Source organism: Mesorhizobium sp. M4A.F.Ca.ET.022.05.2.1, assembly GCF_003998845.1.
Classification (GTDB): domain Bacteria; phylum Pseudomonadota; class Alphaproteobacteria; order Rhizobiales; family Rhizobiaceae; genus Mesorhizobium.
Genome location: NZ_RZOJ01000402.1, coordinates 1 through 5,490 on the forward strand (window position 1 = coordinate 1; position 5,490 = coordinate 5,490).

Sequence of the window (5,490 nt, forward strand, 5' to 3'; positions counted from 1 at the left end):
CCTCCACGCCGTCCGACTTCACCTCGGTCGCCGGCACGGTCGAGATCGGCTACGTCGCCGCCGACCAGGCCGAGAAGCTCCTGAAAGCGAAGAACGGCGCGGTGAAGGGCAAGATCCTGCAGGTGCTCGGCGATCCCGGCGATCCCTACACGCTCGACATCCAGAAGGGGTTCGAGGAGAAGATGAAGGCGTTCCCGGACGTCAAGATCATCTCGCTTCCGGCCATGCAGTGGGAAGCCAGCAACGCCGGCACCATCGTCGCCGACCAGATGCTCGCCAATCCCGATATCGACCTGATCTTCAGCCATGCCGCGCATCTCTCGGTCGCCGGCGTCGCCTCGCTCGAGGCTGCCGGCAAGAAGCCCGGCGACGTCATGATGATGAGCTCGAACGGCGCACCGGTCGGTCTCGACCTGATCCGCAAGGGCTGGCTCAACGTCGAAGTCGAACAGCCGCTCTACGCCCAGGCCGCGGCTATCGCCATGTTCATGGACAAGATCGTCAAGAAGGAAGAGATCAAGCCCGGCGAATATGAGGTGCTTGGCCTGAAGTCGACGGTGACCAAGGAAGCCTGGGGCCCGAACATCAAGATCCCTGGCGCCGCCATCACCAAGGAGAACGTCGACAATCCGGCCTTCTGGGGCAACCAGAAGCCGCCGACCGAAACCGTAAAACCGGTCGAGTAACCACCAGGACCGCTCCGGGCTACCCGGCCCGGAGCGCCCCCTCAAAAGCGCCGCGCGCGTCGAAACGCGCGAAGCCGCAACACTGTCAAACACGCGCGCCAACCGGATCAGCTCATGACCCCCCGCACCCGCCATGCTCTCGAGCTCATTCTCGACAATCTCGTCTGGTTCATGCTGGTCTTCGTGCTGGTGGTGTTTTCCCTGCTCATTCCGAACTACTTCCAGCTCGGCATCTTCGCCAACATCATCGAGGCCTCCAGCGTGCTGGGCGTGATGTCGATCGGCCTGGCGCTGGTCATCATCGCCGGCCACATGGACCTATCGGTCGAATCGGTCGCCGCGCTCAGCGCCATGGCGGTCGGCATCTTGTTCTGCTCGTCGGGCATCGGCCTCGGCGTGCAACTGCACCCGCAATGGCTGATGGTCCCGGTTTCGCTGCTGCTCGCCGTCCTCGTCGGCGGCATCATCGGCGTCTTCAACGGCTTCCTGATCGTCAGGCTGAAGATGAGCGCCTTCATCATCACGCTGGCCTCCTACATCTGGGTGCGCGGCCTGGTGCTCGTCGTTTCCGGTGGCCGCTCGGCACAGGACCTGGCGCCGGCGATCCGCTGGTTCGGCATCCAGCGCCTGATCGGCCTGCCGCTCACCGCCTGGATCGCCATCGCCTGTTTCGTCGTCTTCTCGCTGATCATGGCCAAGACGCCGTTCGGCCGGCACCTGGTGATGATCGGCGGCAACGAGACGGCCACCTTCCGCGCCGGCATCCGCGTCAACCGCAATTTGATCATCGCCTTCGTGCTTGCCGGCGCCATCGCCGGTCTCGCCGGCTGGCTGCTGGCCATCCGCACCTCCGGCGCCACCGCCAATCTCGGCGTCGGGCTTTTGTTCAACGCCTTCGCCGCCGTCGTCATCGGCGGCGTCAGCCTGAAGGGCGGCGTCGGCACCCTGCCCGGCGTCTATGCCGGCGTGCTCTTGCTCTCGGCCATCAACACGGCGATCAACCTGATGGGCCTGCCGGCCAATTTCACCCAGGTGATCCACGGCCTGCTGGTGCTGGCGGCGGTGCTGCTCGACGCCTTCAAGCAGACCATCCGGCAGAGGCTGGCATGACCGGCCGGCTGCAGGACAGGGTCGCGCTGATCGTCGGCAGCGCGCGCGGCATCGGCAAGGGCATCGCGCAGCGTTTCGCCGAAGAGGGCGCGAAGCTCGTGCTGGCCGATACCGAGGCCGAGGCCGGACAAGCCACCGCAAGCGAGTTCGGCGCCGCCTTCATCCGCACCGATATCTCGCAAATGGCCGAGGCCGAGGCCGCCGTGGCGCTGGCGCTCGAGCAGCATGGCCGACTCGACATCCTGGTCCAGAATGCCGGGATTTATCCCTGGCAGCTGATCGAGAACACCAGCCCGGAGGACTGGGATAGAGTGATGGCGGTCAACCTGCGCGGCTCCTTTAATGCCACACGGGCTGCGCTCGTGCCGATGAAGGCGCAGCGGCATGGCCGTATGCTGTTCACCTCGTCGATCACCGGGCCGCATGTCACTAGCCCCGGCCACGGCCATTATTCGGCGACCAAGGCCGGAATCAACGGGCTGATCCGTGCCGCCGCGCTCGAATTCGCCGGCTACGGCATCACCGTCAACGGCGTCGAGCCCGGCAACATCCTCACCGAGGCGATCGAGCTGCATCGCGGTGCTGCCTATATCCAGAACATGCAGGACTCCATACCGCTCGGACGGCTGGGCAGCCCGCGCGACGTCGCCAACGCCTTCCTGTTCCTCGCCTCTGACGACGCCAGCTACATCACCGGCACGACCATCGTCGTCGACGGCGGACAGCTGCTGCCCGAAGGCAAGGATTTTCGCCTGCTGCCGCCGTGATCGTTGGCGGGCGTGGCCGAACGGCGAGATTCGCGTCAGGTGACTGCTTGAAGATGGCTGGGATGGTGGGCGATGACGGGCTCGAACCGCCGACATCTTCGGTGTAAACGAAGCGCTCTACCAACTGAGCTAATCGCCCGCTCCGGGCCGGACCTTTAAGCAGTTAGGGCAGGCTTCGCAAGGCCAAATGAACAGGCGCCGCGTTGGCCGCGTGGCGGTTTTCCAGCGGAAAGAGGCGGTTGTCAAAAAACCTTCTCCAGTTTGCTGATAAGGTGCTTTGCCGCGCTTGACACCCGGTGGCGAACCCCTTATCCAGCGGCCCAACGACGAACACGGCTGACACGTGCTCGTCAGTGCGCGGGTGTAGCTCAGTCGGTTAGAGTGCCGGCCTGTCACGCCGGAGGTCGCGGGTTCGAGCCCCGTCACTCGCGCCATTTCTTTCAAGGGCTTAGGCCCGGCCCCTCCGAAAAAAGTTTGACCTTTCCGGCGGCGGAGGGTTGCAGCTTTTCAATATGATCCCGTCCGGGAGCCCTGCGCCGGCTACGCTGCAAGCCTGATCGCCCGCGCTTCACGCCGGGGGCGTGTAATTTGTCGATACCCGGGCCAGTTCAGTGCCTTCCGATGGCCGCTTGTAGATCAGGCGCACGACCAGACCGACATATCCAATCTGAAGAATGACCATCGCAAGAATGGCCCAACCGAGCGCTGTCCAGACAGAGCCGGTTTCGATTCCAACCCAGATAGCCGTGACGAACGACGTCGCGAGCATGCCCACTAGAAACTGAGGAAAATACATGGCTGGAGCACCCAAGGTTTGGCGATTCAGGCGGCCTTCTCAGTTGTCAAAGAGCCCGCCGCTCCATTGGCGGAGCGGCGGGGCCCCCAAATTTGCCCCCCGGCTGTCGGGGTACGATCGACCCCGAGCATTGCTGACATTGCAATCGCGATGCCAGAAATGATGACCCATTACGGGACACCCAAGCCAAAGGCGCAAGACGTGATCACCGATAAACATTATCTGTGGCTAATATGTCACCAGAGGCCAAGGCGGAGAGGCCTTTTGGGCAGGCTTGCCGGTATGCCGGTCCAACGACAGCAATAAGCAGATCTCCGAAACCGCCTTGAGAACGTTCGGCCCCAGATGGTATTCGGGCATCCTGGCGACCGGGAATGTCAGGATGGAGGACGCCACCCGATCGGCCGCCTTGATGCCTAGTGGCCCGACGACAATCCGGACAGGTGGGGGCTGCACGCGACTCGGTCGGGAATTAACCCCGCGCCAGCAGCGCCTCGACTTCCTGCAATGTCGGCATCGACGGAGCCGTGCCAGGACGGGTCACCGAAATGCCGGCGACGGCGCAGGCGAATCTCACCGCCTGCAGCGGCTCGACGCCTTTCGCCAGTGCCGCCGCGAGACCGCCGTTGAAGGCGTCGCCGGCGCCCGTTGTTTCCACAACCGGACCTGCACTGACGGCGCCGACGTGGTCGGAGCCGCTCTTCGTGTGCAGCAGCGCGCCCTTCTCGCCGAGCGTGATGATGACAGAACCGACACCCCTCGCCAGAAAACTGTCGGCGGCGCGGCGGGCATCGTCGATGGACGACACCTTGATGCCGGTCAGTTCCTCGGCCTCGGTCTCGTTGGGGGTGACGTAGTCGCAAAGCGCATAGATGCGGTCAGGCAGCCTCGCCGCCGGGGCCGGATTGAGGATGGTCGTCACCCCTGCCTCGCGCGCGATCTCCAGCGCCTTCAGCGCTGCCTCGATCGGCTGTTCGAGCTGGGTGATGAAGACGCCGGCCGAACGGATCAGGCCGGCATGGGCCTCGATGTCGGCGGGCGAGATGAGCATCGCCGCGCCAGGGCTGACGATGATGGCATTGTTGCCGCTGGTCTCCTCGACGAAGATGTAGGCGGCACCCGTATAGCTCTCCGGCGTATCAATCACCGCCGCCTTCACGCCAGCCGCCTGCCAGGTGTGCTTGGCCATGTCGGCAAAGGCGTCGACGCCGAGCCGGGTCAGGAAGGTGGTGTCGGCGCCCAGTTTGCCGGCCGCGACCGCCTGGTTCGAGCCCTTGCCGCCCGGCCCCAGCTTGAAAGAGTTGCCGAGGATGGTCTCACCCATGCGCGGCTGGCGATCGGCGCGATAGGCGGTGTCGGCAACAAAGACGCCGAGGATGACGACAGGCTTCCCGGGCATCGCCCTACTCCGCATCCGGCGGAATGACGCCCTTGCGGAAGGCGAAACAGCCATAGAAGCGGCGCTCGCCGGTCTGGATGACGCAATAGGCCTTCTTGGCGCGCTCGTAGAAGGCGTAGCGCTCGATCGAGATCATCGGCCAGGCCTTGCCCTCGGCCTTGTCGATCTCCTTCTGCACCTCCTTCTGCACCGGCGGGATCTCGTCAGGATTGCCGACGATCTCCATGCGGGCGGCGGCGTCGTCGACGAAGCTGTCCAGCGGATAGAGCGACAGCACCGCCTTCACCACCTCCGCCGCCGGCGCGTCGATGCGCAGCAGATAGCCGAGCTCCGTCTGGCGGGCGACCGAATCGGCCGGGAAATTGGTGTCGCAGATGATCAGGTCGTCGCCGTGGCCCATCGCCCGCAGTGCCTGGAGCACGTCGGCGTTGAGCAGCGGATTGATCCCTTTGAGCATGGCAGTCCTCGCGAAAAATCTGTTGGGAAATCAGAGCCGGTTTCCGGTCTCTGCGTCGAAGAGGTGGAGCTGGTCGAGCCGTGGCCTGAGATGCAGCGTGTCACCCGGCTTGAAGTCGTGGCGCTCACGAAACAGCGCCACCATCTCGCTTTCGCCGAAGCGCACAAAGACCAAGGTTTCGGAACCGGTCGGCTCGACCACGGAAATCCTGGCAGCGACGCCGTCGGGGTGGATTTCGAGATGCTCGGGCCGCACGCCATAGACGACGTTTTGGC

Annotated in this window: 7 protein-coding genes and 2 tRNA genes; 4 read left to right on the plus strand and 5 right to left on the minus strand. The window is 64.4% G+C overall.

The window, feature by feature from the left end:
- The 3 genes from EN745_RS28915 to EN745_RS28925 all read left to right on the plus strand — a co-directional run.
- Window positions 1-686, plus strand: a 686-nt coding sequence (locus EN745_RS28915; protein WP_145992180.1) for a substrate-binding domain-containing protein, incomplete at its 5' end; no start/stop codon positions are given.
- Window positions 687-800: 114 nt separating this feature from the next.
- On the plus strand, window positions 801-1,796 hold the full coding sequence (locus tag EN745_RS28920) for an ABC transporter permease (protein WP_127422812.1): 996 nt from the start codon (window positions 801-803) through the stop codon (window positions 1,794-1,796).
- A complete protein-coding gene (locus EN745_RS28925; RefSeq protein WP_126054883.1) occupies window positions 1,793-2,563 on the plus strand; it encodes an SDR family oxidoreductase in 771 nt (256 codons plus the stop codon). The genes EN745_RS28920 and EN745_RS28925 overlap by 4 nt, the downstream gene beginning before the upstream one ends.
- Window positions 2,564-2,626: 63 nt before the next feature.
- Here the strand turns inward: EN745_RS28925 and EN745_RS28930 are convergent.
- A tRNA-Val gene (locus EN745_RS28930) sits at window positions 2,627-2,702 on the minus strand.
- 218 nt (window positions 2,703-2,920) lie between these two features.
- Between EN745_RS28930 and EN745_RS28935 the strand changes: the two genes are divergently transcribed.
- Window positions 2,921-2,997: transfer RNA gene (locus tag EN745_RS28935), tRNA-Asp, on the plus strand.
- A 134-nt stretch (window positions 2,998-3,131) separates the two neighbouring features.
- Here the strand turns inward: EN745_RS28935 and EN745_RS28940 are convergent.
- From EN745_RS28940 to EN745_RS28955, 4 genes are all read right to left on the minus strand, one after another.
- Window positions 3,132-3,359, minus strand: a complete 228-nt coding sequence (locus tag EN745_RS28940; protein WP_126054884.1) for a hypothetical protein — start codon at window positions 3,357-3,359, stop codon at window positions 3,132-3,134.
- A 472-nt stretch (window positions 3,360-3,831) separates the two neighbouring features.
- The gene (gene rbsK / locus EN745_RS28945; RefSeq protein WP_126054885.1) at window positions 3,832-4,758 is read right to left on the minus strand and encodes a ribokinase; all 927 of its coding nucleotides are present in this window, start codon (window positions 4,756-4,758) and stop codon (window positions 3,832-3,834) included.
- A 4-nt stretch (window positions 4,759-4,762) separates the two neighbouring features.
- The gene (locus tag EN745_RS28950) at window positions 4,763-5,215 is read right to left on the minus strand and encodes an RbsD/FucU family protein (protein WP_126054886.1); all 453 of its coding nucleotides are present in this window, start codon (window positions 5,213-5,215) and stop codon (window positions 4,763-4,765) included.
- Window positions 5,216-5,245: 30 nt separating this feature from the next.
- The coding region (locus EN745_RS28955) for a TOBE domain-containing protein (RefSeq protein WP_145992181.1) at window positions 5,246-5,490 on the minus strand (245 nt) is incomplete at its 5' end.

What these genes read in the sequence shown, in the direction of transcription:
- rbsK (WP_126054885.1), bottom strand. Translation starts at nt 4,758, where the DNA reads ATGCCCGGGAAGCCTGTCGTCATCCTCGGCGTCTTTGTTGCCGACACC.
- EN745_RS28920 (WP_127422812.1), top strand. Translation starts at nt 801, where the DNA reads ATGACCCCCCGCACCCGCCATGCTCTCGAGCTCATTCTCGACAATCTC.
- EN745_RS28940 (WP_126054884.1), bottom strand. Translation starts at nt 3,359, where the DNA reads ATGTATTTTCCTCAGTTTCTAGTGGGCATGCTCGCGACGTCGTTCGTC.
- EN745_RS28925 (WP_126054883.1), top strand. Translation starts at nt 1,793, where the DNA reads ATGACCGGCCGGCTGCAGGACAGGGTCGCGCTGATCGTCGGCAGCGCG.
- EN745_RS28950 (WP_126054886.1), bottom strand. Translation starts at nt 5,215, where the DNA reads ATGCTCAAAGGGATCAATCCGCTGCTCAACGCCGACGTGCTCCAGGCA.